The organism is Streptomyces sp. NPDC048751 (assembly GCF_043198595.1).
Taxonomy (GTDB): Bacteria; Actinomycetota; Actinomycetes; order Streptomycetales; family Streptomycetaceae; genus Streptomyces.
The window spans coordinates 382918-409685 of record NZ_JBICUX010000004.1 but is presented as its reverse complement, the minus strand read 5'-3'; the positions used below and the strand labels follow the sequence as shown (position 1 = coordinate 409685).

The 26768-nt window shown below is 72.5% G+C and carries 22 protein-coding genes; 13 read left to right on the top strand and 9 right to left on the bottom strand.

The window, feature by feature from the left end:
* Nucleotides 1-36: 36 nt before the first annotated feature.
* The 4 genes from ACGFNV_RS16645 (at nucleotide 37) to ACGFNV_RS16630 (ending at nucleotide 3196) form a co-directional block, all read left to right on the top strand.
* Complete coding sequence (locus ACGFNV_RS16645) at nucleotides 37-450, top strand: TlpA family protein disulfide reductase (protein WP_393623330.1); 414 nt, start codon at nucleotides 37-39, stop codon at nucleotides 448-450.
* A 217-nt stretch (nucleotides 451-667) separates the two neighbouring features.
* Nucleotides 668-1177: a flavin reductase family protein gene (locus tag ACGFNV_RS16640; RefSeq protein WP_393623101.1), complete on the top strand. Its 510-nt coding sequence runs from the start codon at nucleotides 668-670 to the stop codon at nucleotides 1175-1177.
* Between the two features lie 219 nt (nucleotides 1178-1396).
* On the top strand, nucleotides 1397-2185 hold the full coding sequence (locus ACGFNV_RS16635; protein ID WP_133929874.1) for an electron transfer flavoprotein subunit beta/FixA family protein: 789 nt from the start codon (nucleotides 1397-1399) through the stop codon (nucleotides 2183-2185).
* 48 nt (nucleotides 2186-2233) lie between these two features.
* Complete coding sequence (locus ACGFNV_RS16630; protein WP_393623099.1) at nucleotides 2234-3196, top strand: electron transfer flavoprotein subunit alpha/FixB family protein; 963 nt, start codon at nucleotides 2234-2236, stop codon at nucleotides 3194-3196.
* A gap of 81 nt (nucleotides 3197-3277) precedes the next feature.
* Here the strand turns inward: ACGFNV_RS16630 and ACGFNV_RS16625 are convergent, their stop codons facing one another.
* The gene (locus ACGFNV_RS16625; protein ID WP_393623097.1) at nucleotides 3278-4171 is read right to left on the bottom strand and encodes an endonuclease/exonuclease/phosphatase family protein; all 894 of its coding nucleotides are present in this window, start codon (nucleotides 4169-4171) and stop codon (nucleotides 3278-3280) included.
* A 356-nt stretch (nucleotides 4172-4527) separates the two neighbouring features.
* On the opposite strand from ACGFNV_RS16625, the gene ACGFNV_RS16620 reads away from it, so the two are divergent.
* The 5 genes from ACGFNV_RS16620 to ACGFNV_RS16600 all read left to right on the top strand — a co-directional run bounded on the left by ACGFNV_RS16620 (nucleotide 4528) and on the right by ACGFNV_RS16600 (nucleotide 9005).
* Nucleotides 4528-5142, top strand: a complete 615-nt coding sequence (locus ACGFNV_RS16620) for a hypothetical protein (protein WP_393623096.1) — start codon at nucleotides 4528-4530, stop codon at nucleotides 5140-5142.
* Complete coding sequence (locus ACGFNV_RS16615) at nucleotides 5139-6491, top strand: copper resistance CopC/CopD family protein (RefSeq protein WP_393623094.1); 1353 nt, start codon at nucleotides 5139-5141, stop codon at nucleotides 6489-6491. Before ACGFNV_RS16620 ends, ACGFNV_RS16615 begins: the two co-directional genes overlap by 4 nt.
* Nucleotides 6492-6536: 45 nt before the next feature.
* Nucleotides 6537-7652, top strand: coding sequence for a plastocyanin/azurin family copper-binding protein (locus ACGFNV_RS16610; RefSeq protein ID WP_393623092.1), 1116 nt, complete (start codon nucleotides 6537-6539; stop codon nucleotides 7650-7652).
* A gap of 106 nt (nucleotides 7653-7758) precedes the next feature.
* On the top strand, nucleotides 7759-8283 hold the full coding sequence (locus ACGFNV_RS16605) for a hypothetical protein (protein ID WP_393623090.1): 525 nt from the start codon (nucleotides 7759-7761) through the stop codon (nucleotides 8281-8283).
* A complete protein-coding gene (locus ACGFNV_RS16600) occupies nucleotides 8271-9005 on the top strand; it encodes a plastocyanin/azurin family copper-binding protein (protein ID WP_393623088.1) in 735 nt (244 codons plus the stop codon). Before ACGFNV_RS16605 ends, ACGFNV_RS16600 begins: the two co-directional genes overlap by 13 nt.
* A 156-nt stretch (nucleotides 9006-9161) precedes the next feature.
* Here ACGFNV_RS16600 and ACGFNV_RS16595 read toward each other — a convergent pair whose 3' ends face one another.
* The 6 genes from ACGFNV_RS16595 to ACGFNV_RS16570 all read right to left on the bottom strand — a co-directional run bounded on the left by ACGFNV_RS16595 (nucleotide 9162) and on the right by ACGFNV_RS16570 (nucleotide 18657).
* Complete coding sequence (locus ACGFNV_RS16595) at nucleotides 9162-9845, bottom strand: TetR/AcrR family transcriptional regulator (protein ID WP_393623086.1); 684 nt, start codon at nucleotides 9843-9845, stop codon at nucleotides 9162-9164.
* Between the two features lie 74 nt (nucleotides 9846-9919).
* Nucleotides 9920-11602, bottom strand: coding sequence for an allophanate hydrolase (locus tag ACGFNV_RS16590; RefSeq protein ID WP_393623329.1), 1683 nt, complete (start codon nucleotides 11600-11602; stop codon nucleotides 9920-9922).
* Nucleotides 11603-11607: 5 nt separating this feature from the next.
* The gene (gene uca, locus ACGFNV_RS16585) at nucleotides 11608-15204 is read right to left on the bottom strand and encodes an urea carboxylase (protein WP_393623084.1); all 3597 of its coding nucleotides are present in this window, start codon (nucleotides 15202-15204) and stop codon (nucleotides 11608-11610) included.
* Nucleotides 15201-16010 carry an urea amidolyase associated protein UAAP2 gene (locus tag ACGFNV_RS16580; RefSeq protein ID WP_393623082.1) on the bottom strand — a complete coding sequence of 270 codons (810 nt, stop codon included), beginning with the start codon at nucleotides 16008-16010 and terminating at the stop codon, nucleotides 15201-15203. The genes uca and ACGFNV_RS16580 overlap by 4 nt, the downstream gene beginning before the upstream one ends.
* Before the next feature lie 10 nt (nucleotides 16011-16020).
* Nucleotides 16021-16971 carry an urea amidolyase associated protein UAAP1 gene (locus ACGFNV_RS16575; protein WP_393623080.1) on the bottom strand — a complete coding sequence of 317 codons (951 nt, stop codon included), beginning with the start codon at nucleotides 16969-16971 and terminating at the stop codon, nucleotides 16021-16023.
* Nucleotides 16972-17061: 90 nt separating this feature from the next.
* On the bottom strand, nucleotides 17062-18657 hold the full coding sequence (locus ACGFNV_RS16570; protein WP_393623078.1) for an amino acid permease: 1596 nt from the start codon (nucleotides 18655-18657) through the stop codon (nucleotides 17062-17064).
* Between the two features lie 220 nt (nucleotides 18658-18877).
* Here ACGFNV_RS16570 and ACGFNV_RS16565 point away from each other — a divergent pair, with 220 nt between their 5' ends.
* Nucleotides 18878-20182 carry a DUF6986 family protein gene (locus ACGFNV_RS16565; protein WP_393623076.1) on the top strand — a complete coding sequence of 435 codons (1305 nt, stop codon included), beginning with the start codon at nucleotides 18878-18880 and terminating at the stop codon, nucleotides 20180-20182.
* A 185-nt stretch (nucleotides 20183-20367) separates the two neighbouring features.
* Nucleotides 20368-22626, top strand: a complete 2259-nt coding sequence (locus tag ACGFNV_RS16560; RefSeq protein WP_393623074.1) for a protein kinase — start codon at nucleotides 20368-20370, stop codon at nucleotides 22624-22626.
* On the opposite strand, the gene ACGFNV_RS16555 is transcribed toward ACGFNV_RS16560, so the two are convergent.
* On the bottom strand, nucleotides 22587-23387 hold the full coding sequence (locus tag ACGFNV_RS16555) for a hypothetical protein (RefSeq protein ID WP_393623072.1): 801 nt from the start codon (nucleotides 23385-23387) through the stop codon (nucleotides 22587-22589). The genes ACGFNV_RS16560 and ACGFNV_RS16555 overlap by 40 nt on opposite strands.
* Before the next feature lie 7 nt (nucleotides 23388-23394).
* Complete coding sequence (locus ACGFNV_RS16550; RefSeq protein ID WP_393623070.1) at nucleotides 23395-24444, bottom strand: LacI family DNA-binding transcriptional regulator; 1050 nt, start codon at nucleotides 24442-24444, stop codon at nucleotides 23395-23397.
* A gap of 228 nt (nucleotides 24445-24672) precedes the next feature.
* Here ACGFNV_RS16550 and ACGFNV_RS16545 point away from each other — a divergent pair, with 228 nt between their 5' ends.
* Together ACGFNV_RS16545 and ACGFNV_RS16540 are read left to right on the top strand one after the other, a co-directional pair.
* The gene (locus tag ACGFNV_RS16545; protein WP_393623068.1) at nucleotides 24673-25629 is read left to right on the top strand and encodes an ROK family protein; all 957 of its coding nucleotides are present in this window, start codon (nucleotides 24673-24675) and stop codon (nucleotides 25627-25629) included.
* A gap of 166 nt (nucleotides 25630-25795) precedes the next feature.
* A complete protein-coding gene (locus tag ACGFNV_RS16540) occupies nucleotides 25796-26752 on the top strand; it encodes a DUF1731 domain-containing protein (RefSeq protein WP_393623066.1) in 957 nt (318 codons plus the stop codon).
* The last annotated feature ends 16 nt before the right edge of the window (nucleotides 26753-26768 follow it).

Below are 26768 nucleotides of genomic sequence, written 5' to 3'. Positions count from 1 at the left end.
GGGAATCTTTGCAGTCTCGTGAACGCTGACCGGATGATGACCGGACTCGTGGTGTGCGTGGCGGTGCTCGCGGCGGCGAGCGCCTTCGGAGTGCTGCATCGGCGACGGAGCGGGAGGGTGAAGGTGCGCGGGCGCGACGACGGAAAACGGCTGCAGGCAGCCGCGTGGGGCGGGCAACTCGGGGAGCGTGCCACACTCGTGCAGTTCTCCAGCGCCTTCTGCGCGCCCTGCCGGGCCACCCGGCGGATCCTCGGTGAGGTGGCCGGCCTCGTCCCGGGAGTCACGCACGTCGAGATCGACGCCGAGGCGCACCTCGACCTCGTCCGTGAACTCGAGATCCTCAAGACGCCCACCGTGCTGGTCCTCGACGCCCAGGGCCGGGTGGTGCGACGCGCCACCGGCCAGCCCCGCAAGGCCGACGTGATCGCGGCGCTGGGGGAGGCGGTGTGAGGCCCGCGACAGGCACGGTGAGGCATCTCCCAGATGACGGGACGAACTTGACTGCACGGGCCACGGGTCATCAGCCTGGCCGTATGCCTACGGAACTCCTTCTCCCCGGGCGGGGCCGCGGTCGCCAGGTGCCCTCCGTCCGCCGCGCGACCGAGTGCTGTCCGGGCTGCTGAGCAGCCACGGACCCCGACGCCTCCTCACGCAGAAGGACAACTCCATGACGGCCACGCCCGCCCTCGGAACCTTTCAGCTCGCCTCTCCCGACCTCCTGCGCTCCGCCTTCCGGCGGCACGCGGCCGGAGTCGCCGTGATCACCGCGCGCGGCGAGAACGGCCCCGTCGGCTTCACCGCCACCTCGCTCACCTCCGTCTCCGCCGAGCCCCCGGTGATCTCGTTCGGCATCAGCACGGGTGCCTCCAGCTGGCCGGCGATATCCGGGGCCGACCATGTCGGCGTGCACGTGCTCGGCGAGCACCAGCAGGAACTGGCCGCCACCTTCGCCCGGAGCGGCGCCGACCGATTCGGCGCGCCCACCGCCTGGACCGAGGGCCCCGAGGGTGTTCCGGTTCTCGACGACGTGCTCGCCTGGCTGGTGTGCCGGGTCGTCGCGCGGGTGCCCGCGGGGGACCATCGCGTCGTACTGGCGGAGGTCGTCCTCGGCGATCCCACGGGCGCGGGTCGTCCGCTTCTGTACCACCAGGGCCGGTTCACCGCTCTGCGGGATTGATCACGCGCCCGCTGTCCTGCGCGAACGTCGAGTTCCGGTTACGCTGCGTTGCAAAGGTCACAGTTCAAAGCGCTTGCTTAGCGGGAACCAGCTAGGTGTACTGGCGAGTAATATTTCGTTCGGAGCGCGGGTCGCCCCGACCGGGATCGGCCGCTTGTGGCGCCTATGCTGCCTGCAAGCAGGCAGCCGAAATTTAGACGATGCAGTAGGAGAGCCGGCGTGAGCTTGAGGATCGTTGTCACTGTGAAGTACGTGCCCGACGCCACTGGCGACCGGCACTTCGCCGATGACCTGACCGTCGACCGGGACGACGTGGACGGTCTGCTCTCCGAGCTCGACGAGTACGCGGTCGAGCAGGCGCTGCAGATCTCCGAGAACTCCGACGACGACGTGGAGATCACCGTCCTCACCGTGGGCCCCGAGGACGCCAAGGACGCGCTGCGCAAGGCGCTGTCCATGGGCGCCGACAAGGCGATCCACGTCGAGGACGACGACCTGCACGGTACCGACGCCATCGGCACCTCCCTGGTGCTCGCCAAGGCGATCGAGAAGGCCGGCTACGACCTGGTCGTCTCCGGCATGGCCTCCACCGACGGCACCATGGGCGTCCTGCCCGCACTGGTCGCCGAGCGCCTGGGCGTCCCGCAGGTCACCCTGCTCTCCGAGGTCTCCGTCGAGGACGGCACGGTCAAGGGCCGCCGTGACGGCGACGCCGCCTCCGAGCAGCTGGAGGCCTCCCTGCCGGCCGTCGTGTCCGTCACCGACCAGTCGGGTGAGGCGCGTTACCCGTCCTTCAAGGGCATCATGGCCGCCAAGAAGAAGCCGGTGGAGTCCTGGGACCTGTCCGACCTGGAGATCGACGCCGAGGAGGTCGGCCTCGACGGCGCCCGCACCAAGGTCGACACCGCGGCCGAGCGCCCGGCCCGCACCGCCGGCACGATCGTCAAGGACGAGGGCGAGGGCGGCAAGCAGCTCGCTGAGTTCCTCGCGGGCCAGAAGTTCATCTGAGCCCCCAGCTGACCGCCCCTCAAGTTTCGTACGCAGGAGAGCAATCCCATGGCTGAAGTCCTCGTCTACGTCGACCACGTGGACGGTGCCGTCCGCAAGCCCACCCTGGAGCTGCTGACGCTCGCCCGTCGCATCGGCGAGCCCGTCGCCGTCGCCCTCGGTGCCGGCGCGGGCAACACCGCCGCCGCCCTCGCCGAGCACGGCGCCGTGAAGGTGCTGACCCACGAGGCGTCCGAGTACGCCGACTACCTGGTCGTCCCGAAGGTGGACGCCCTGCAGGCCGCCTACGAGGCCGTCTCCCCGGCCGCGGTACTGGTCCCCTCCTCCGCGGAGGGCAAGGAGATCGCCGCCCGTCTCGCGCTGCGCATCGGCTCCGGCATCATCACCGACGCCGTCGACCTGGAGGCCGGCGACGAGGGCCCGGTGGCCACCCAGTCGGTGTTCGCCGCGTCCTTCACCACCAAGTCCCGCGTCATCAAGGGCACCCCGGTCATCACGGTCAAGCCCAACAGCGCCGCCGTGGAGGCCGCCCCGGCCGCCGGCGCGGTCGAGGCCCTGTCCGTGACCTTCGGCGCGCTCGCCACCGGTACCAAGGTCACCGGCCGCACCCCGCGTGAGTCGACCGGGCGTCCGGAGCTGACCGAGGCCGCGATCGTGGTGTCCGGCGGCCGCGGTGTCAACGGTGCCGAGAACTTCTCGATCATCGAGTCCCTCGCCGACTCCCTCGGTGCGGCCGTCGGTGCCTCGCGTGCCGCGGTGGACGCGGGCTGGTACCCGCACACCAACCAGGTCGGCCAGACCGGCAAGAGCGTCTCCCCGCAGCTGTACATCGCCTCCGGCATCTCCGGCGCGATCCAGCACCGCGCCGGCATGCAGACCTCCAAGACGATCGTGGCGATCAACAAGGACGCCGAGGCCCCGATCTTCGACCTGGTCGACTACGGCGTCGTCGGCGACCTCTTCGACGTCGTCCCCCAGCTCACCGACGAGATCAACACCCGCAAGGGCTGATCACCGCCAGGCTGCACGAGGCCCCCGTGACCGCGCCGGTCACGGGGGCCTCGTACATCCCGGCCTCGGTCATGTGGGATCTCACCCCAGGCTCAGCGACGCCCGCACCGGGAGGTGGTCGCTCGGGAACTGGCCGTCGCGGGAGCAGGTGTCGACCCACGCCCGATGTGCGGTCACCCCGCGCGTCGTCAGGATCCAGTCGATGCGGTGGCCGTCGGGTGTCAGAGGCTTGTACGCGTGGAACGTCCCGTACGCCGGGCCGCGCTCCTCGGCCGCGTCCCAGGTGTCGACGAGACCGGCGCCGAGCAGCGTGTCGTAGACCTGGTCCCCGTGGGCGGGGACGTTGAAGTCGCCGGTCACCACGACGGGCAGGGAGCGGTCGAACCCCTTGATCCGTTCGGCGATCAGCGCGGCACCGCGCCTGCGTGCGTACGCGCTCGCGTTGTCGAGGTGCGTGTTGAGGACGTAGAGCTGCTGTCCGTCGGCGCGCAGGTCGCGGAAGCGGACCCAGGTGACCATGCGGGCGTGGGCCCCGCCCCAGGTGTTGGAGCCGATGGCCTCCGGTGTGTCGGAGAGCCAGAAGTGGTCGTACTCGACAGGGGCGAGGCGGCGCGTGTCGAAGAAGACCGCCATGGACTCGTCGTGGCTGCCCCGGACGCGGCCGGTGCCGATCCAGTCGTAGTGCGGTCCGAGGTCGGAGGCGAGGTCCCGCAGCTGCTGGTAGACCCCCTCCTGGGTGCCGATGACGTGCGGGGCCGCCCGCCGCAACAGTGTCCGCATCACCGGGCGGCGGACCCTCCAGCTGTTGGGCTCGGAGGTGCTCGCGAAGCGGAGGTTGAACGTCATGACCTCCAGCGGTGTGTCCTCGTGCCGCGAGGCCGCCGCCCGTACCGATCCGACCAGGGGTAACGCGATCGCGGCCGCCGCCACGGTTCTCAGCCCGGCCCGCCGCGTCACTCTTGTGCTGTCCCGCATGTGTTCCCCCATGTGCTCCCCCTCCCCTCGCGAGTCAGGATGAGGGGTGGGGGCCGCTGTGCGAAAGAGGGCCTCGGGGCGGGAGTGGCGGTACGGCCCGTTCTCGCGATGGCCTCCGTCAGTCCGCTGCAGCGCCGGTTCCCATAAAATGCCCCGCCTGTTCGAATTCACGTACTCTTCTATTCCTTCACGGAATGCAATGCGTGCATTAGGGCGAGGAAATCCGACCTCACAGACCACACCCGGCTCAAAGTGAGGCAACGAAACCGCCGATTAACTAATGCGTAGCCATCGGGAATCGTTGTTTCTGGTGCACTCCTCGGCATTGCGGTTCACGCACAGCCTCTGGAGGGCCCATGTCCTTGTTCGCCAGGGCGTCCTGGCCGGGCGACCATCGCGACGAGATCGTCGCCGGAACGCTCGTCGCGGCGGTGGTCGTCGTCATCGGGTACGCCTCCGGCCTCGGCGCGCCGACCCCCACGACAGTCGACACCGCCGCACCTCCGGCTGCCGGGGCACCGTCCAGGTCGTCCGGCCCTGCCGACGGCTCGGGGTCCGGTGATTCCGGGGTGCCGGCCGGAGACACGGGCGCCGGTCCGGTGGGCGACTCCTGGACCGGGGGTGGTGACGCCGGGATCCCGATCACCGTCGAAACGCCGTCCGCTGCCGGGCATGAGGGCCACGGTACGGGCGGGGCAGGCACCGGACACGGTCCGACGCCCGCGCCTTCCGCCTCCGCGACGGACTCGGTTCCGCCCACCCCCTCGGACCAGTGCGACGAGGGCGAAGTGCGCCTCGTCCAGCCGTTGTTGAGCGGCACTCTCACCCAGGTGACCGGTCTGCTGGACGGCCTGACAGGAATCGCCGCGTCTGCGTCGCCGTCCCCTTCGCCCTCGTCGTCCCCCTCCCCGGACGGCCTGTGCGTCGGGGTGGCCGCCTCACCCTCGGTCCTGGCGGGGGTGCTTCCGTGACAAGCCGTCTCCTGCCCCGGCTCCTCACCGCCCTGACCGCTCTCGCCGTCGTGCTGCTCACCGCGCCCGCCGCGTCCGCGCACACCGAACTGGAGTCGTCCTCCCCGAAGGCGGGCTCCCGCCTCACCCGTACGCCCACCACCGTGCGGCTGGTCTTCAGTGAGCCCGTCGACCTCGCCGACGTCCATGTCACCGCCGACGACCGGCAGTTGCCCGTAGCCCGGGCCGTGCACGGCGACAGCAAGGGGAACGTTGTCGAGGTCGCCGTACCGAAGGCCGCAGTTCAAAGCCGCTTGACCCTTTCTTGGCATGTCCTTGACATGGAGGACGGTCATGCGACATCCGGCACCCTGTCCTTCCCGCTCGCCGCGAAGGGGAAGGCGAAGGCCCAGGCCGCCGGCGCGGCCGACTCCGACGACGTACCGGCCGCTGCGCAGGAGTCCGAGGCGGTGCGCACGGCCTGGGTGGCCACCCGATGGGCCGGCTACCTCGCCCTCGCCCTCTACGTCGGCGGAATCGCGTTCCTCGCGCTGCTCTGGCCCCAGGGCTCCCAGGACCGCCGTACCCGCCGCCTCCTCACGCTCTCCTGGACCGCGGGCCTCGCGGCGAGCCTCCTCGCCCCCGGCCTGCAGGGTGCGTACGGAACCATGGGCACCTTCGACGACGTACTCCGACCATCCACCTACACCGACCTGTTGAACACCGAGGTCGGCGTCGTGGCCGCCTGCCGAGTGCTGCTGTGGGTGCTCGCGGCCGTCGTCCTGGCCGCGCTGCTGCAAGGCGGCGAACGGGCCGCACGATCGCCGGGCTGGCGGGTCGGCGCCCTCGCGGTCGGTCTCGGGCTGCTGCGCACCACCGGCATGACCGGCCACAACGCCGAGGGCACGCACCCTGGTTGGGGCGAGGTCGCGGACCTGGTCCATCTGCTCGGCGTCTCGCTGTGGCTGGGTGGGCTGATGCTCCTGCTGCTGGGCGTGCTGCCGAGGCGCCGCCCGGAGGAACTGTCGGCCACGGTGTCCGGCTATGCCGTTCTGGCCGGGGTGTCGGTCGCGGCCATCGTGCTGGCCGGGGCGGTGCTGACCTGGCAGGTGGTCGGCTCGTTCGACGCGCTCGTCGACACCGGCTACGGCAGGCTGCTCCTGCTCAAACTCGCCGTACTGGCCGCCGTTCTGCTGATCGCCCGACGCAGCCGCGGCTGGGTCCGGACGCGGCTCGACATCGCCGTACTCCTGCGCGGGGACCGCGCCACCGTACGGCCCTTCGTGTACTCCGTCGCGGCCGAGACGGGGCTCGTCCTCGTCGTCCTGGCCGCGACGAGTCTGCTGGTCACCTCCGCCCCCGGCCGCTGACCAGCGCCCTGCCATCCCTCTCACCTCACAAGGAGACGTACCACCATGCACACTGACGACACCGCCTCCGTATCGCCACAGCGCCACCGGCGCTCTCGAGTGGGCAACCGGCTACTGCTCGCGACCGGCCTCGGCGCCGGTACAGCGGCCGTGGCCTGCTTCGGTCTGCTCCAGGCGTCCAGCGGGGCCGCGGCCCCGCAGACGGCCGCACCGGCGGCCGAGGCACACTCGATGGCGGGCGAGGCGCAGCCGGCCGCCGCTGGCACCAAGGCGGCCGACTACACCATTGAGATCAAGGGCTACAAGTTCACCCAGCCGAAGCTGACGGTGCAGGTCGGCCAGACGGTGAAGTGGGTCAACGAGGACACCGCTCCGCACACGGTCACCACCACCAGCGGCCCGGCCAAATTCGACTCGGGGACGCTGAACAAGGGCGACAGCTGGTCGTACACCTTCACCAAGGCCGGCACGTACGAGTACTACTGCGCGGTGCACCCGGACATGACGGCCTCGATCACCGTGGTCGCCGGCGGCAGCGGCGGCAGCACGGGCGGCTCCAGCGGCGGCTCCACGGGCGGCTCCAGCGGGGGCTCGACGGGCGGCTCGACCGGAGGTTCGACCGGCGGTTCGACGGGTGGTTCCACCGGCGGTTCGACGGGTGGTTCGACCGGCGGTTCGACGGGTGGTTCCACCGGCGGTTCGACGGGTGGTTCCACCGGCGGTTCGACGGGCGGTTCCACCGGCGGTTCGACCAGCGGGGGCAGCGGCTCCGGCGGCACCAGCGGCGGTGGCCACGGCGGTGACGAGCAGTGCGTCAGCGTCCAGCAGGTCCTGCTGCCGATCCTCCAGCACCTCAACAAGGCCCACCTGGAGGAGCCTTTGGGCCAGCAGGTCCAGGACGCGCTCCAGCTCGACAGCTACATCAAGATGCACACCGTCTGGGTGGAGTCCATCCTCACCCCGGCCGTGAACGGCAGCGGCAGTGTCACCGACGACACCCTCGGCGTGCTGCTCCAGCACATCAACTCCGCGCACCTGGAGGAGTCGCTGGGCCAGCAGGTCGCGGACATCCTCAACCCCGACGCCTACGTGAAGATGCACACCGTCTGGGCCGAGCACATGCTCGCACCCACCACGGATTACCTCACCAACTCCTGCTGACCGAGTCCGGCAACAAGGTGGCGGGCCGGCCGAGTCGCAGTCGGCCGGCCCGCCACCGGACCATTGTCGTCCCCCGTCACTCCGCCCGCCCACCGAGGTGCCCGAGATGACCACCGAAACCCTTCCCACCGCCGTCCTTCCCCCGCCACGGCCCGGACCCTCCTGGCTTCCCCTTCCCGGCACCTACACCGCGGCGCCGGGCCGCTGCATCGTCGAACTGACCGCTCGCCTGGGCCCGTTGCCGACCCTGCGCCGACGCCTGACCGCCGAGCAGGCCGGCCTCATGGTCGCGCCCGACGCCGAGGACTGCGTCCTGAGGCTGAAGCTGACCGGCCGGCCGCTGCGGGACAGAACCCTCCGGTTCGTCAGTACGAGCATCACGCCGGAGGCCGACGGCTCCCGCCTGAACGTGCCCGGCGAACTCGCCTGGGACGACGACGCCGACGCATTCGTACCGGCAGAGTTCACCCTGCGTGTCGTCGACCGCGCGGACGACCAGCTTCTCGTCCTCGGCGCTCTACGACTCCCGTACAGCCCTCTCCGCCGTACGACCGGCCTCACCCTGTCCCCCGTCCGTCCCGCAGACCGCATACGGCTGCTCGTCGCCGCGGAGTTCACATGCCCCGCCTGACCCTCCTGCGCGGGCTGCTTGCCGCCCTCTTCATGACCGGCGCCGTCACCGTCCTGCCCGGTGCCGTCCCCCCGGCCCACGCGGCCACCGCCCACCAAGTCCTCATGTCGGGCTACGCGTTCAGCCCGCGCTCCCTCACCATCGCCGCAGGGGACACCGTCACCTGGACCAACCAGGACCAGGCGCCCCACGACGTGAAGACCACCTCAGGTCCCGCGTCCCTCCACTCTCCGATGCTGAACAAGGGCGGCACCTGGAGCCACACCTTCACCACGCCGGGCACCTACGGCTACGTCTGCACCGTGCACCCGGGCATGACCGCACAGCTCGTCGTGAAGGCCGCGGCGGCGCCCCCTCCCACCGCACACCCGACAGCCCACCAGCACGCCACATCCGCCCCCGACGCCGGTCGTCCCGCGGCACAGCGCCGCAGCACGACCGCGTCCGCCCCCCACGCCGACCACAGCGGCATGGCCGCAGCCGAGGCGCACGACTCGCCCTCGCCCTCGCCCTCGCCTTCGGCCGCCGCGGGGTCCGAGGCGTCCCCGGCGCCGACGCAACCCGCCGTGGCCGCCCAGAGCGATGCCTCCGCGGTCCGGCCCCTCGATCCGCTGCTCCTCCTCGCGGGCATCGTCGCCGGCGTCGCAGTGCTGTGCCTGCTCCTGGTCGGCTCCCGATCAGCGGCCACCGCGTCCCGTACCGGCGATCCGGGGCCGGGCTGATCCCAGGCGCAGGACCGGCCTCGCCCGGGGGACGAGGGCTCAGCGGGGCCTCGGCTCGGAAACACCGGGTGCCTCGGGCTTTCCGGGTGCGGGCGACCCGGGCCGGGCCCTCCGTGCGGCAGGGCGCGCGCTCCGTTCGCCCGGGTGAGCCGCCGGTCACGCCACGCGGCTCAGCAGGGCCCGTGCCTCGTCCCTGGCGGCGGTCACCGCCGACTCGTCGAGCCCGCACAGCCGCAGGCACGACGACGCGATGGCATCCGTGTCGGCCGCGTCCGCCTCACGGGACCGCCGTATCTGAATGACGACTTCCACCAACTGGATCAGCAGTTCGCCGATCCGCTCGGCGGGCACGCTGCGGGCGACGCCCTCGGCCGCGGCCAGGGCGCCGAGGGTGCCGTAGTTCTCCTGCAGTCGGCCCCGCTCGATCCGGAAGGCGTCGAACCGCTCGGCTCGCACTTCCGGCAGCAGATAGAGCGTGCCGATGTTGTACGGAGTGCGGCAGAGGGTGCGGACGTCCATCGCGGCCACCGCGTAGAGCGCCGCGGCCGGACTCGCCCGCTCGGGCACCAGCGCCCGGATCCGCTCCACCATCTCCAGACTGGGCCGCACGGACGTGGCCAGCAGCTCGGCGAGGATCTCCTCCTTGGTGGCGAAGTGGTAGTAGATCGAGGCCTGCCTGATGCCCACCCGCTCGGCGATCATCCGCGTGCTGGTACTGGCGATCCCACGTTCGACGAAGAGCGCCCCGGCGGCGTCGAGGATCTGTTCCCGGGCGGAGGTGCCGGGGTCGGACGGCGGCGTGTGCCGGGGCCTGCCTTGGCGGGGACGCGTCATCGACATGGTCCCATCCTGCCACCCGGGTACCTGACGCGCTGTCGTGCCCGGCACGAGGGTCGCGGCCCTGTCGCCGCCGGTCATTCCGACGCCCGATAAGCCCGCCAGCCGCCGAAGCGGGTGATGTCGGGCGCGCCCTCGACGGCGTACGGCTCCACCAGGAAGCCGCTGACCTGGCGACCGTCGGCCAGTTCGACGGTACCGATCGTCATCGGCGCGGGAACGGCCGCGGTGAACGCCCCGAACCCCGAAGCGGGCAGCCTCCAGATCTCACCCTCGACGCCTGCCGGCTCCACCCCGCGGCCCGCCCCGCTGCCCGGCCCGCCCTCGGACACCCGTACCAGGCCCGGCTTGGGCGGCTCGGTGGCCAGCGCGTGGAGCCGGTAGCCGCCGGCGGTGCGTGCCGGGCCCACCAGCGTGCCGCCCGCCTGTACCAGCTGGGCGTTGAGCGGCTGTCCCGTGAGGTGGGCGCCGACCACGAACAGGTCGAGCCCCGGGTTGGCGAACCGCTCGGCCAGGGCGGCCAGGGCGCGGTCGGAGAACGCCGGGCCGGTGAACATCACGCCGAACGGCAGGCCGTCCACGAACCCGGCGGGAACGGCGAGCGAGGCGCAGTCCAGCAGGTTGGCGAAGTTGGTGAAGCGGCCCATCCGGGCATTGGCGCCGACCGGATCGGCTGCCACCTCGTCGAGGGTGGGGTGCCAGGTGGTGGTCGGGGTCAGGAGCGCCGCGCAGCCGTCGAGGGCCGCGTGTCCGGCGGCGCCCAGAGCGGCGAGCCGGGCGGTGTCGGCGGCCCAGTCGGCGGCGGTCTTGTCGCGGCCGGCCAGCACGATGGAGGCGACGGTGGGGTCGAGGTCCGTACCGATCAGGTGGCGGTTCTTCTCCAGGTGTTCGCCGACGGCGGCGTACCGCTCGGCCACGAACGCGCCGCCGTACAGCAGTTGCGCGGCCTCCAGCAACGGGGTGATGTCGGCCTCGACGATCTCCGTCCCGGTGCTCGCCAGGCGGGCGACCGCGGCGTCGAAGGCCACGCGCCAGCCGTCGGCCATGCCCTCCAGGTGTCGCGGAGCCGGAATGGCAACCCTGGGGCGCGCGGGTGGCGGCGGGAGCCGGGTGCCGGTGCGGGAGAGCGGGTCGGCCGGGTCCGGGCCCTCGACTATCTCCGCCGCGATGCGAGCGAGCCTCAGGTCGCGGGCGAAGACGGTGACGCAGTCGAGGGTGTAGCAGGCGGGGACCACCCCGGTCACGGGCACCAGGCCCTTGGTGGGCTTGACCCCGACGATGCCGTTGAGGGCGGCGGGCACCCGTCCGGAGCCTGCCGTGTCGGTGCCGAGCGCGATGTCGGCGATGCCCAACGCGACCGCGACGGCAGAGCCGGAGGACGACCCGCCGGAGATGCGGGTCGCGTCCCAGGCGTTGCGTACCGCGCCGTAGGGGCTGCGGGTGCCGACCAGGCCGGTCGCGAACTGGTCCAGATTGGTCTTCCCCAGCACCACCGCGCCGGCCGCGCGCAGCCGCGCCACCGCCGGCGCGTCGGCCTGCGGCCGGTAGGCGTACGACGGGGCGCCCGCGGTCGTGGGCAGGCCGGCCACATCGATGTTGTCCTTGACGGCCGCGACCAGGCCGGCCAGCGGCAGCGCCGGGTCGATCCCGGCCGCCTCGGCGAGCACCTCCTCGCGGGGCCTGAGGTGGATCCAGATCTCCGGCCGGCCGGCGCTCTCGATGCGGCCGTAGGCGGCCTCGACGCGTGCGGCCGGTGTCATGGCGCTCATGCCCGCACCGCCGCGAGGACCTGGCCGGGGGCGACCTGCTCACCGGGCTTGACGTAGATCCCGACCAGTGTTCCGGCGGCAGGGGCGCTCACCTTCGACTCCATCTTCATCGCCTCCAGGGAGAGGATCGGGTCGCCCTCGGCGACGACGGCGCCCGGCTCGGCGACGGTCTGCCAGACGGTTGCGGTGAACGGCGCGGTGACCGGGACCGCGCCGTCCGGGACGGTGATCGCGGCGGCCCCCGTGGTCGCGGGTTCGGGGTCGTCGTCCCGGTCGAACTCGCCGGCGGCCCGCCAGCGATTCCTTTCGGCCTCGAACGCGGCGCTCTGCCGCTCCCGGAAAGCGGCGATCGAGCCGGCCTCGGCGGACAGGAAGGCGTTGTACTCGGCGATCGAGAAGGATCCCTCCTCGGTCGGGAAGGCACCGCGGCCGGCGTCCGTCTCGGCGCGCAGTTCGAGCAGTTCCTCCGCGGTGACGGGGTACCACTCGATGCGGTCGAAGAAGCGCAGCGCCCACGGCGAGTCCTCGAACAGTCCGCCCCTGCGGAACCGGTTCCAGATCTGCACGGTGCGGCCGACGAACTGGTAGCCGCCGGGCCCCTCCATGCCGTAGACGCACAGGTAGGCGCCGCCGATGCCCACGGAGTTCTCGGCGGTCCAGGTGCGTGCCGGGTTGTACTTGGTGGTCACCAGGCGGTGCCGCGGGTCGAGCGGGGTGGCGACAGGGGCGCCGAGATAGACGTCGCCGAGGCCGAGCACCAAGTAGGAGGCGTCGAAGACGGTGCGGTAGACGTCGTCGGCGGTCTCCAGGCCGTTGACGCGGCGTATGAACTCGATGTTCCACGGGCACCACGGGGCGTCGTCGCGCACCCCCGCCATGTACCGCTCGATGGCGAGCCGGGTCGCCGGATCGTCCCAGCTGAGGGGCAGCCGCACCGTGCGGGAGGGGACCACCAGCTCATGGGTGGGCGCGATCTCGTCCTCCAGCTCGCGCAGCAGGACGGTGAGGTCGCGGGCCTTCAGCCGGCGGGCGTCGGTGTGGACCTGCAGTGAGCGGATGCCCGGGGTGATGTCGACGATGCCGTCGGGCGCGTGCGCGGCGAGGGTCTCCTGCAGGGCGTGCACGCGCATCCGCAGGCCGAGATCGAGCACCATGGGGCCGTACTCGACGAGAACGTTGTCGTCGCCGTCCCGGCGGTAGGTGACGCGGGGACGGGCGTCGGTGGCCTCCAGACGGCCGAGTATGCCGTCGTCACCGTCTCCGCCCCGGCTGATCAGCGCGGGCGAGGAGCGGCGGGCGTCGAGGGCGGCCGCCTCGGCTTCTTTGACCGGAACGAAGCGGACGGTGTCGCCGGGGCGGAGCTGGCCGAGCTTCCACAGTTCGCCGCTGGCGACCACCGCGGGGCAGACGAAACCGCCGAGGGACGGACCGTCGGGGCCCAGGATGATCGGCGTGTCTCCGGTGAAGTCGAGAGCGCCCACCGCGTACGGCGTGTCGTGGATGTTCGAGGGGTGCAGCCCGGCCTCGCCGCCGTCCTGGCGGGCCCACCGGGGTTTGGGCCCGATCAGGCGGATGCCGGTGCGGGCCGAGTTGTGGTGCACCCTGTAGTCGGTGGCGTAGAGGGTGTCGATGTCCTCGCGGGTGAAGAACTCGGGCGCCGCATGCGGGCCTTCGGTGACACCGATCCGCCACTGGGGGGTGATCGCGGGCCGGCGCTCGGGCGGGGTCGGGCCGCCCCTCGCGGTCGCGGCCGCGTTGGGGCGCAGGACGTCGCCGGCGAGCAGTGCCCGCCCGCCGTGCCCGCCGAAGCCACCGAGGGTGAACGTCGAGGCGCTGCCCAGGTATTCGGGTACGTCGACGCCGCCGCGGACGGCCACGTAGCTGCGCAGGCCGGGACCGTGGCAGGCGCCGAGGACCAGCGTGCCACCGGCCGGGACCGGTACCGGCTCCCACAGGGCCGCCGCGGTGCCGTCCACCGTGACCGGGACGGGGGCGCCGGTGACGGCGACCACGCCGGCGGCCGAGAAGCGCAGCGTCAGCCCGCCCGCGGTGACCTCGAGCGCGGGCGCCTCGGCCGGGTTGCCGACGGCCAGGTTGGCCTCGGCGAAGGAGACGGGATCGAAGGGCCCGCTCGGCGGCACGCCGACATGCCAGTAGCCGAGCCGGCCGGGAAGGTCCTGGACGGTGGTCATCGCTCCCGGCACCAGGACGTCGATGCGTGGCTCGGGGTCGGCGGTGGTGGCGAGGGTGCTGGTGCTGTGCACGGCCTCGCGCACCTCGCCCCGCACGGTCAGCGAGCGCAGCAGGCCCAGGTTGGTGACGACGCCGTCGACCCGGCTGACGGCCAGGGCCTGGCCGAGCACGTCGAACGCGGTGTCGCGGTCGGGGCCCTTGGCGATCACCTTGGCGAGCATGGGGTCGTAGTAGGGCGAGATCTCCAAGCCGGTTTCGGCGAAGCCGTCGACGCGGACGCCGGGGATCTCGTCGGCGCCCTGGCCGGGGAAGGCCGCCCGGGTGATCAGGCCCGAGGAGGGAGCGGAGTCCTTGCCGGGGTCCTCGGCGTAGACGCGGGCCTCCACGGCGTGTCCGGTGGGCGTCCACTCCCGCTCGAACACCGAGTCGTCGACCCTGCCGTCGCGGGCCAGGGTGAGCATGAGTTCGACGAGGTCGACGCCGTACGCCTCCTCGGTCACCGGGTGTTCGACCTGGAGCCGGGTGTTGACCTCGAGGAAGGCGGCCTCCTCGCGCACGGGGTCGTAGACGAACTCCACGGTCCCCGCGCCGCGGTAACCGACCGAGGCGAGCAGCCGGCGCGAGGAGTCCCGCAGCAGCTCGCGGACATGGGCGGGCAGGGCCGGTGCCGGGGCCTCCTCGATCACCTTCTGATGGCGGCGCTGCAGCGAGCAGTCGCGGTCGCCGAAGAGGGCGATCCGGCCGGTGCCGTCGCCGAAGACCTGCACCTCGATGTGGCGGGCCGGGCTTACCAGGCGCTCCAGGAACACTCCGGCCGACCCGAAGTTGGACTCGGCGAGCGCCGCCACGGGGGCGAAGGCGTCGCGCACCTCGTCCGCGGTGGCGCAGGCCTGCATGCCGATGCCGCCGCCACCGCCCGTGGCCTTGACCATCACGGGCAGCCCGATCGACTCGGCCGCGGCGACGGCGTCCTCGGCGCTCGCGAGCAACTCGGTCCCGGCGAGCAGCGGGACTCCTGTCGCCCTGGCCAGGGCGCGGGCTGTGTGCTTCTCGCCGAAGGCGGTGATGTGTTCGGCGGTCGGGCCCGCGAAACGCAGGCCGGCCTCCTCGACGGCACGGGCGAAGGCGGCGTTCTCGGAGAGGAAGCCGTAGCCCGGGTGGATGATCCCGGCGCCATGGGTGAGCGCGGCCTCGATGATCGCGTCGCCGCGCAGATACGAGTCGCGGGCGGGCGCCGGACCCAGGCGGACGGCGTGGTCGGCCTCGCGGACGTGCGGAGCGGCCCGGTCGGCGTCGGAGAAGACGGCGACGGCGCCCAGGCCCATCTTCCTGGCGGTGCGGATGATGCGGCGGGCTATCTCTCCGCGGTTGGCGACGAGAACAGCGGTCGGGCGGGTCACGTGGCATCCCCCGGAGTGCGCGGGGCCTGCTCGGACAGTGGGCCGCGCGCGACGGGGCCGGGGCTTGCGGCACCTGCCGGGTCCACGACGATCATCCGCAGCGGGGTCGGGTTGAAGTCGTTGCACGGGTTGTTCATCTGCGGGCAGTTGGACACCATCACCAGGACGTCCATCTCGGCGCGCACCGCGACCCGGCGGCCGGGCGCCGACATGCCGTCCACGATGCCCAGCGCGCCGTCCGCCTCGACGGGCACGTTCATGAACCAGTTGAGGTTGGAGACGATGTCCCGCACCCCCAGACCGCGCCGGCCGGCCTCGGCGAGGAAGTTCTCGCGGCAGCCGTGATGGAACATCACGTGGTGGCCGTAGCGCAGGGTGTTGGACTCCTTGCCGCAGGCGCCGCCGATGGTGTCCTGGCGGTCGATCTCGTTGGCGACGACGGTCATCAGCGGGCGGCCCTCGTTGCTGCGCAGCACGGTGCCGGTGCGCACATAGGCGTTGCCCTGCCAGGCCAGGGTGTCGGGGACGCTGTAGCGCTCCTCGGGGTCGTCGGCGTTGTAGAGCAGGCAGTCGGCCGACTGGTTGCCGCCGACGTCGACGATCGTCAGGGTGTGTCCCTCCTTCACCACCGCCGACCAGGGAGCGTTGGGGGCCACTCGCTCGTCCAGGACGACGGCGCCCTCGACCAGGCTCGCTCCCCAGACCAGCGTGGAACCCGCGGCGTACACCGCGCCGACCGGGACGGTGGAGGCGACGGTGCCGCCCGAGGTGGCCGGGTATGTGGTCACCGTGTTCTCGGTGTGCATGGTCGCCATGTCACAGCCCCCGGGCTTCGCAGTAGTCGACGGTGTTGAGATAGGCCCGGTGCAGCTCGGGCGTGGCGGTGAACCGCGGATCGTCAGGGCCGGTGGCGGTGGAGCGCCAGGCGTGCACGCGCAACGGCCCGACGACGTAGCCGGGGCGCGGGTCCAGTGGGTGGGCGACGTTGGCGACCAGCACCAACAGGGGCACTTCCGCGACCAGTTCGACATGAGTGCCCGGCCCCGCGCTGCCCCGCCAGGCGAGGGCGCCGTCCGCCTCGACCTGTACGCCCTGGAAGAAGGACAGGCTGGGCGGCAGGTCGCGCCGGTTCAGGCCGTGCTTGGCGGCCGCCTTGAGGAAGAGTCCGCGGCCGGACGGGGACGGCCCGTGGGGGCGGGCGTCACCGTACTTGCGTTCGTTCCAGGCGTCGGTGGTGGTACCGCAGAAGGCGTCGTGCCGGCCGGAGGAGTCACCGGTGACCACGGCCATGACCCGCCCGTCGCCGGACAGCAACGGGTGGTTCTCGCCCAGGTAGGCCTGCCACGGGACCTTCTGGGTGTCGGCGACGTTGAGCCGCTCGACCGGTTCCAGGGCGTTGAAGAGCAGCAGGTGGGCGCAGGCGTCACCGGTCGGGTCGTCGAAGCGCAGCCGGGTGCCGCGGGCGAGGACCTTGTGGGTGTAGCCGCCGGGTGCCACCGTCTCCGCCCACGTCAGGGCGGCCGGGTCCACCCCCGCCGGGCAGTGCGGGCTGCTGGACGCCGGGAGGTACGGCATCCACGTGCCGGCCTGCCCGCCCTGGGCGCGGGCGTCGTCCCGGGCCCGTCGGACACTGTCGGTCAGGTGCAGATCACGGACGTTGGCCAAGGCCTGCCCGGTGGGGTGCTGGTCGCTGACCCCACCGGACGGCTGCCCGGTGGGGTACTGGTCGTGTGGTGCGATGGCCGTCGGCTCGTCGGCTGTGGTCATGGATGTCCCGTCATCCCTTCGTCGGTTCGTCGGTTCGTCGGTTCGGCGTCAGTGCGTCCGGTCACGGCGTCGCGCGGGCCGCCGAACGTCTCAGGCGGGCTCGGCGACGGCCTCGGCCTGGGCAGTCGGCTCGATGTGCGTGTGGGGTACGTGCCTCAACTCGATGCGGTGGTGCAGCCGACGGGCGAGGAAGTAGGCGGCGCCGACGGCGAGACTGAGCCCGATGAAGAGCAGGGCGCTCCACCGCAGCCACCACGTGCCGCCGGTGAGGTCGTAGATCTCCGGACGAGGCCAGATCAGATTGACGGTCATACCGGCTCCGTAGAGCACGGCGAGCGTGTTGACGGCCATCCCCCAGCGCCCCAGTGAGAACAGCGGCCGGCCCCTCTCGTCGACGCCCTGCGGGAGCCCCCGGTGCCGGATCCGAGCGACCATCTGCGGCAGCGTCACGCCCAGATAGGCCAGGTACAGCATGGCGATGCAGAGGCTGGAGAGGGCGGTGAAGATCGCCGACTGGCCGATGTTGACCACCAGCGCGATCGCGGCACCCACGCCCACCACGACCGACGTGGTGATCGGCGTACCGGTGCGGGCCGAGACCTTGCCGAGGTGCCGGTGGAACGGCAGGGCGCCCTCGCGCGCCATGGAGTAGATCATCCGCGCGCCGGAGGTCTGCACGGCGACGGTGCAGGCGAACACCGCCACCGCGACGCAGCACAGCAGCAGCCGGCCCAGGACGCCTCCGAGCCGGTCGGTGAGCACCCAGGAAAGACCGCCGGTGGCCAGGTTTCCGTCGGTCAGGCTGCGCGCCGCCATCAGTCCCGAGAGGATCAGCAGCGCGCCGCCGACGCCCGAGGTGATCAGCGCCCGCAGGATGGTCCGGGGAGTGGTCCGGCGCGGGCTGTGCGTCTCCTCCGCCAGCTCGCCCGCCGAGTCGAAGCCGACCATGACGTATGCCGCCATCAGCGAGGACGCGAGGAAGGCCCCGAGGTAGCCGCCGTGGCCGGCCCAGCCGATGTGGTGAGTCACCACCTGCGGGCCCCGCTCGGGGAGGAAGAAGAGCACCAGCACCAGCGCGATCACGCCGACGATCTCGACCGTGACGCCGATGCTGGTGGCGGCGGCCATCTGGCGGATGCCGAGGATGTTCACCACTGTGGTGAGCACCAGCAGGAGGCAGCCCAGAAGGACCGCGTTCTGCGCGCCGGTCGGGGAGCCGACCGACGGGTCGGCGCTCGCTCCGCCCACGATCTGGAAGCCGGACCAGATGCCCGGCAGCACCGCCTGCGCCGCGATCGCGGCCGCCGCGACGGTGAGGATCTGCCCAATGATCATGATCCAGCCGACGAACCAGCCCGCCGTGGTGCCGGCCAGCCGGCTCGACCACTGATAGATAGCCCCGGACACGGGCCACCGCGCGGCCAGTTCGGCGAAACAGAGCGCGACCAGCAGCTGGCCGGCGAAAACCAGCGGCCAGGTCCAGAAGAACGCCGCCCCACCGAGGCCGAAGCCCAGGCCGAAGAGCTGGAAGACAGTGGTGAGAATCGACACGAAGGAGAAGCCCGCGGCGAACGACGCGAAGCTGCCCACCCCCCGGCGAAGCTCCTGCTGGTAGCCGACGGCAGTGGGACTGGTCGTGACGCCACCGGCGGGGTCTTGCCCAGGGGCGAGTTCGGGTCGGCCCATCACGCCACCTCCGATCCATCAAGGACTATCTGTCGGTTGACAGGTATTGCGATGGTGGGGCGGACCGGTCTCGGGCCCGGGTCGCAGAAGTTAACTTCGTGTATCCGGTGCGGCTCGCGGTGCGACCTCCCGGACCGGGTGTTGACCAGCTGTGAGCTCCGAAGATAACTTCGGTTTACGGATTGTTGATTCCGTAGTGCGGAAAACTGGAGGGTGTCGGATGGGTCGGGGTCGGCAGGATCATGTGGCGACGAGCCTCGCGGGTGCCGTCAGCGAGGAGATCAGCGCCTCTCTGGCGCCGGTCGACGCCGAACTGGAGCGCCGCTACCCCGGAGACCCCGGCACCCGCCAGCCCGTCCACACCGTCTACGTCCCGGGTGACGTCTTCGCCGCCGGCACCGTCCGCGCCTGGGGCGACCAGGCCCTCGCCGCGCTTGACGAACACGCCCCGGACGCGGCCTCCTTCGCCGCCGTCCTGGGCCTCGCCGACGACCTCGCCGAACCGGTGTACTCCCGCGTCCGCGACAAGCTGGAACGCGAGCCGATCGAGGACCTGCGCGTCGACTTCGAGGACGGCTACGGGCCCCGCCCGGACGCCGAGGAGGACGAGGCGGCCGCCCGGGCGGCCCGGCTGATCGTCGAGGCGTACGAGGAGGGCACGGCGGCGCCGTACATGGGCATCCGCATGAAGTGCATGGAGGCACCCGTCCGCGACCGGGGGATCCGCACCCTCGACATCTTCCTCACCGGACTGATCGAGGCGGGCGGTCTGCCCGACGGGCTTGTCCTCACCCTGCCGAAGGTGACGTACCCCGAGCAGGTCACCGCCATGGTCCGCCTCCTGGAGGCCTTCGAGAAGGCGCGCGGACTCGACCCCGGCCGGATCGGCTTCGAGATCCAGATCGAGACCAGCCAGTCCATCCTCGCCGCCGACGGCACCGCCACCGTCGCCCGTATGATCCAGGCCGCCGAGGGCCGCGCGACCGGCCTGCACTACGGCACCTTCGACTACAGCGCCTGCCTCGGCGTCTCCGCCGCCTACCAGGCCAGCGACCACCCGGCCGCCGACCACGCCAAGGCGATCATGCAGGTCGCGGCGGCGGGCACCGGCGTCCGCGTCTCCGACGGCTCGACGAACGTCCTTCCCGTCGGCCCGACCGAGAAGGTCCACGACGCCTGGCGGCTGCACTACGGCCTCACCCGCCGCGCCCTGTCCCGCGCCTACTATCAGGGCTGGGACATGCACCCCTGCCACATCCCCACCCGCTACGCGGCGGTCTTCGCCTTCTACCGCGAGGGCTTCGAACAGGCGGCGGCCCGTCTCGCCCGCTACGCCAACCGCGCCGGCGGCGACGTCATGGACGAACCCGCCACCGCCAAGGCCCTCAGCGGCTACCTCCTGCGCGGCCTGGACTGCGGCGCCCTCGACCCCTCCGAGGTGACCGGCGCGACCGGGCTGGCCCGGGCCGACCTGGAAGCGTTCGCGGCACCCCGGCGGGGCGATCTGACGGCGTCGGGAAGGTAGCGGGTCTTTTGTCGGTCCGGGCCGCGGTGCCCGTCCCGGAGCGGTCCGCGGCGACCCTTGATCACCCGGCGCGACAGCCGTCACGTAGCGGGCCTGTCACAAGGCTCGAGCAGGCGGCTTTCGGTGCCACTCCCGCCCCTTAGGCTGGACGCCACGCAGGGACATGTCAGGGGAACGGGGCAGCGGTGTCTTCGGGGGAACACGAACAGCGGGCCGGGGTCGGGAGGCTGTTGGCGGGGCGTTATCGGGTCGCGGCGCCGTTGGGGCGTGGCGGTATGGGCGTCGTCTGGAGAGCCGTCGACGAGAGGCTCGGCCGAGAGGTCGCCGTCAAGGAACTGCGCGCCTACACCGACGCCGACGTTCCGGAACTGGACCGGCTGCGGCTGCGTATGCAGCGCGAGGCCCGCGCGGCGGCGCGGGTGCGGCACCCCGGGGTCGTCGCCGTGCACGACATCGCGGAGGTCGACGGGCGTCCACTGATCGTCATGGAACTCGTCGACGGCCCCTCCCTCGACGACGTCCTGCGCGAACGCGGCACCCTCGACCCGGGCGAGGTGGCCGGAATGGGTGCGAAGGTCCTGGACGCGCTGGCGGCCGCCCACCGCGCCGGCGTGCTGCACCGTGACGTCAAGCCCGGCAACATCCTGCTCGACCGCTCCGGCCGCGTCCTCCTGACGGACTTCGGCATCGCGACGATGGAGGACCCGGGCGACGGTTCGGCCACGCACCTCACCCGCAGCGGCGAACTCGTCGGCTCCCTGGACTACCTGGCCCCCGAACGCGCCCAGGGCGCCGACCCCGGCCCGGCCTCCGACATCTGGGCCCTCGGAGCCACCCTCTACGCGGCCGTCGAAGGCTCCTCGCCCTTCCGCCGTACGTCGACGTACTCGACCCTCACCGCGATCGTGACCGAGCCCCTCCCGGAGCCCCACCGCGCCGGCCCCCTCACACCGATCCTCCACCGCCTGCTGGACAAGCGCCCCGAGAACCGCCCGGAGGCGGAGGAGGCGCGGGCGCTGCTCGAGACGGTCGCCTCGACGCCCCCCTCGGACACACCGACCACGACCCTGCGGGGGGCACCCGCGCCCCAGGACCGGCAGGCAACGAAACCGGATGTGCCGACGCCACCGCCGCCGGGCGCCGGGGCGAGGCAGGGGTCTGGTGCGTCGGGGGCGCCCGGTGCTGCGGGGCCGGCCGGGGCGGGGGAGTCCGGTGCTGGGGGGTCGGGCGGGCCAGGGGCGCAGGGGCCCGGTGTCCCGGCGGCGCCTGGGGCCGGGGTGAGGGGGTTCGGGGCTGCGGGGTCGGCCGGGCCAGGGGTGCAAGGGGCCGGTGTCCCGGGGACGCCTGGGGCCGGGGTGAGGGGGTTCGGCGCTGGGGGGTCGGCCGCGCCGGGGGCGTCCGGTGCGGCGGGCGGGCCAGAGTCGGGGGCGCGGGGACCCGGTGCTTCTGTGCCGGCCGGGGCGGGAATGGCCGGTGCTGCGGGGTCGGCCGGGCCGGGAACGCCCGGTGCTCCTGGGCCGACCGGGGCGCAAACGCCCGGCGCTTCTGGGCCGACCGGGGCAGGAACACCCGGTGCCTCCGAGCCGACCGGGCCGGGAACGCCCGTTGCTGATGGGCTGACCGAGCCGGTAACGCCCGGTGCTGCGGGGTCGGCCGGGCCGGGAACGCCCGGTACTGACGGGCCGGCCGTCCCAGGGGCGCAGGAGCCCGGCGCCGCGGGGACGGGGGTGTCGAGGGCGTCGGAGGCGTCGGGCGCGTCGGAGGCGCCGGGCGGTGGAGCCGTCGAGGCCGTTGCCGTGACCGCTTCGTCTGTTCCCGCTCCCACCGGGCCCATGGCTGCCTCCGGCGCGCCGCGGCGCAAGGCCCGAGACTTCCTCCCCGGCGTCGCTGTGGCCGTCATCATGGCCGCGGGCGTCATCACCGTCGCCTTGCTGAACGCCGCCAACGGCAGGGAGACCGACGCGCGGTCGGGGACCTCCCCGACCCCGGGCGCGTCCACCTCCTCGGCCTCGTCCTCCGCCCGTCCCGACGCCACCCACTCGGACGATCCCGAACCCACCGAGCAGGGCGACGACAAGACACCCGACGCCGCCTGGGATCCGAGACACACGCGCAAGGCGACGCCCACGGACAGCCCGTCCACCAGCAGCCCCGCGCCGTCCTCGTCCTGCACGTCCATCGGCGCGGGCAAGTACAACTGCCGGCTCTCGCGCACCGCCAAGTCGTACACGGCCTCCGGCACCGAGGTGGGCGTCCTGAACGCGGGCACCAACTACTTCTACTGCCAGCGGAATCTGGGGCGCCGTGAGACGTACGGCGCGTGGACCAACGTCTGGTGGGCCAAGACGGACGACGACAGTGGCAACACCGACGTCTACGTCAGCGACGTCTACATCAAGGGGGGCTACAACGACTCGCCGGTGCCCGGGCTGCCCGTCTGCTGAGGGTGCTGTGCCGGCCGAGGGCGCCCCACGTACCGTTCCAGCCCCGACGCCGTCACCAGCTTCTCCTCGGCGAGCAGTCGCGTACCCCGCTCGCACAGCCGCACATCCGCCCGGGCCCGCGCGCAGAACTCCTCCGGTGTGACGCCGAACAGCTCCCGCAGGCGGGCCGACTTAAGCAGCAGCTCGGTGATCAGCTCCCGCTGTCCCGGATGCGGGCGCGGTTCGGGGGTGCCGTTGTGCAGGACCCCGCGCCGGTTGACGTACACGTACGCCCCGGTCAGCGTCTCGCCGTCCTCCAGCCTGAACCCCACCTCGGGGGAGGGCAGCCACGCCCGGCGGAAGTTGCCCTGCTCCAGCGGCACCCCCTCGCTGGCGTCCACGATGGCGAGCTGCTCGGCGTCCAGCCAGGTCAGGAACAGCTCCTGTACGGCACCGGGGGAGCCGAAGGGGGACGCGGAGACGTACCCCAGGCGGCTGACGTGTGCGGAGACACCGACGCCGATGCCGGTGACGCGCACCCTCACCATGGGGATGGGCGAGGTGATCCCGTACTCGTCCATCTTGTGGCGCAGTTGGCCGGGGCAGGCGTTGGAGCCCACGGCGAGGACCGGGGTGCGGTCGGGATGGACGAGCCGGTCCAGCGGCAGCAGCCGGTCGCCGTCGAGGAGCCCGGACTCGCGCGGCCAGGCACCCGGATAGCTCAGCGGTCGGTCGCGCGGGGCCTCCGCCAGGCCCAGCGCCGTCAGGGAGCGGTCGTCCATGGGCCGCTCAGTCCGCCGGCGGCAGCTCGCCCGAGCCGCGCGTGATCAGTCGGGTGGGCAGCTCGATGCGCTCGGGGGCGACGAGCGTGCCGTCCAGCTGCCGGAAGAGGCGGTCGGCGGCCGTGCTGCCGATGGCCGCCGCGTCCTGGGCGACGACGGTGATGCCCGGCCGGAGCAGGTCGGCGAGCTCGATGTCGTCGAAGCCGACGAGGGCGACCGGACGGCTCCGCTCGGCGAGGACGCGGATCACGGTGACCGTCACCCGGTTGTTGCCCGCGAAGATCGCGGTGACGGGGTCCGGCCCGTCGAGCATCTCCTCGGTGGCCCGGCGCACCCGCTCCGGGTCGGTGGCACCCAGCGACGTCCAGGCGTCCGCCACGGGTATCCCGGCGTCCTCCATGGCCGCCCGGTAGCCGCGCAGACGCTCGGCGGCGGTGTGGATGCGGGGCATGTCACCGATGAAGCCGATGCGCCGGTGGCCGTGGGCGATCAGGTGGGCGACGCCGCCGAGGGCTCCGCCGTAGTTGTCCGACAGGACGCATTCGGCGTCGATCCTCCCGGCCGGGCGGTCCACGAACACCGTGGCCACGCCCGCCCTGAGCTCCGGCTCCAGATAGCGGTGGTCGTCGCCGGCCGGGATGATCACGAGACCGTCCACCCGCCGGGCGCACAGCGCGAGTGCCAGTTCCTGCTCCCGGTCCGGGTCCTCGGCGCTGGAGCCGTTGATGAGCAGGGCGCCGTGGGCGCGGGCGACCTCCTCGACCGCGCGGCTGAGCGGGCCGTAGAACGGGTCGGCGAGGTCTTCGAGGACGAGGCCGATGCTCGCGGTGCGGCCCTTGCGCAGGACCCGTGCGCTGTCGTTGCGGCGGAAGCCGAGGGCTTCGATCGCGTCCTGGACGCGGCGCTCCGTCTCCGGGGTCACGCCCGGCTCGCCGTTGACGACGCGGGAGACCGTCTTCAGCCCGACGCCCGCGCGGGCTGCGACGTCCTTCATCGTGGGACGGTTGCCGTAGCGGGTCCCGGAGAGGTTGTCGGCTCGGCGGATGGTCTCGGGCACGATGCGGTGTCCTGTCCTGTCGTCCACGGGCTGCTGTTGTCCCCGTCGTCCTCGGGGATGCGTTCGTCCATGGTTTGTATGAGGATGTGGCGTCGAGCATAGAGCCTGGACAACGTTGTCAGATGCGGGGGACACTGTTGACGCTGTCCATCGCATTCACTCCGGCCCACGTCCCCACCGCTGGACCGGCCTGCTCCTTTCCACGGTAGACGGGGAGATCCGACACTGATGCAGACCGACCTCGTGGCAGCCCTCGACATCGGCGGTACGAAGATCGCCGGTGCGCTGGTCGACGGCCACGGCAGGATTTTGGTGCGCGCGCAGCGCGCGACACCGGCGCGGGAGGACGGCGACACCGTGATGCGGGCCGTCGAGGAGGTGCTCGGCGAGCTCGCCGCCTCGCCGCTGTGGGGGCGGGCCCACGTCGTCGGGATCGGCAGCGCGGGGCCGGTGGACGCCTCCGCGGGCACGGTGAGCCCGGTGAACGTACCCGGCTGGCGGGACTTCCCGCTCGTCGGGCGGGTCACGGACGCCGTCGCCGGGCTCCCCGTCGAGCTGATCGGCGACGGCGTCGCGATCACCGCGGCCGAGCACTGGCAGGGCGCCGCCCGGGGGCACGACAACGCGCTGTGCATGGTGGTGTCGACGGGAGTCGGCGGCGGTCTGGTCCTGAACGGCCGACTCCACCCCGGCCCCACCGGCAACGCGGGCCACATCGGACACATCAGCGTCGATCTCGACGGCGACCCGTGCCCGTGCGGTGCGCGTGGCTGCGTCGAGCGCATCGCGAGCGGGCCCAACATCGCCCGCCGGGCCCTGGAGAACGGCTGGCGGCCCGGCCCCGACGGCGACACCTCCGCCGCGGCCGTGGCGGCCGCCGCCCGTGCGGGCGATCCGGTCGCCGTGGCGTCCTTCGAGCGCGCCGCGCAGGCGCTGGCGGCGGGCATCGCGGCCACCGCGACGCTCGTCGAGATCGACATCGCCGTCATCGGCGGGGGAGTGGGCAAGGCGGGCGACATCCTCTTCGCTCCCCTGCGCAAGGCGCTCCACGACTACGCCACCCTCTCCTTCGTGCAGCGCCTGACGGTGGCCCCGGCGTTGATGGGCACGGACGCGGGCCTGGTGGGAGCGGCCGCCGCGGCGCTCGCGGCGCGGCCGGCCGGTGCGGAGGCGGCGGGCGTCTGACGAGAACACCCGCAGGGACGTTCTTGCGGGCGGCGGCCCACCCGGCTGCCGCCCGCGTCTTCATGTGGTCGCAGCGCCCACGCGTGGCCGCCTGGTCGCCGCGAGCCAATTTTTGAACATGTTCAACTTTCTGCGCTAGGCTCTCTCCCGACGGAGGGGGAGCCCCATGAAGTTCGTGTTGCCCGGGGGAACCGGGCAGGTCGGAACGATCCTGGACCGCGCGCTGACCGCCGCGGGACACGAGGTCGTGATCCTCACCAGACGGCCCACGAGGGCGCGGGAGGTCGCCTGGGACGGGGAGACTCTGGGCGCCTGGGCCGAGGAGATCGACGGCAGTGACGTCGTGGTCAACCTGGCGGGCCGCAGCGTCAGATGCCGGTACACCCCGGCCAACCTGCGGGCGATGATGGACTCGCGGGTCAACTCCGCCCGCGTCGTCGGAGAGGCGATCGAGGCCGCCGTACGGCCGCCGCGCGTCTGGATGCAGATGAGCACCGCCACCGTCTACGCCCACCGCTTCGACGCGCCCCACGACGAGGCGACCGGTGTGATCGGCGGTACGGAGGCCGGCGTGCCGGACTACTGGGCCTACAGCGTCAAGATCGCCGAGAACTGGGAGCGGGAGCAGGAGCGGGCCGTGATCCCGCGCACCCGCAAGGTCGCCCTGCGCTCCGCCATGGTGATGAGCCCGGACCGCGGTGGTGTCTTCGACGTACTGTCGTGGCTCGCGCGGCTCGGTCTCGGCGGCTCCGTCGCGGGCGGTGCGCAGTACGTGTCCTGGATCCACGAGCACGACTTCGTCCGGGCCGTGGAGTTCCTGGCCGACCGGGACGACCTCTGCGGGCCGGTGAACCTGGCCGCTCCCGAGCCGCTGCCGCAGCGGGCGTTCATGCGGGAGCTGAGGGCCGCCCGAGGTGTTCCCGTGGGGCTGCCCGCCACCAGGTGGATGGCCGAGATCGGCGCCTTCGCGCTGCGCTCGGACACGGAACTCCTGCTCAAGAGCCGCCGTGTGGTCCCCGGACGGTTGCTCGACGCGGGTTTCGCCTTCACTCACCCCCGCTGGTCGCGGGCGGCCGAGGACCTCGTACGCCGTGCGCGCGCCGGATCCGGGCGGGCGGCGTGACCCCGGGGCGGTTTCC